1 protein-coding gene is annotated in these 255 nt (G+C 40.4%); it reads left to right on the top strand.

Annotation, left to right across the window (positions count from 1 at the left end):
• Window positions 1-255, top strand: a 255-nt coding sequence (locus ACQ96U_RS27215) for a hypothetical protein (RefSeq protein ID WP_431724417.1), incomplete at both ends; no start/stop codon positions are given.

Genomic DNA, 255 nt, shown 5'->3' with positions numbered 1-255 from the left:
GGACTGGCTTTTGGGATCAAGATCACAATGAGCTGCATCAAGCTTTAACATCAATCGTTCAGATGATGCAATGGCTGAAAGACCAAAAGATAACGGTAGAGGCTTTATATATAATGACCTGTACCAATTATCCAGATACGTTGACACCGGAGATAGAAAGCTTTCTGTTAACGCTTTATGATGGTGTGGAAAGCTCCCTCAGAGGCAATGGTCTAAAACAAGCACTAGCACCTTATATATCAGCTCAGTTTATAT

The sequence above is a fragment of the Zooshikella sp. RANM57 genome, assembly GCF_050749885.1.
GTDB lineage: Bacteria > Pseudomonadota > Gammaproteobacteria > Pseudomonadales > Zooshikellaceae > Zooshikella.
The sequence above is the reverse complement of the archived record's forward strand: the minus strand, read 5'-3'. Positions and strand labels throughout refer to the sequence as shown.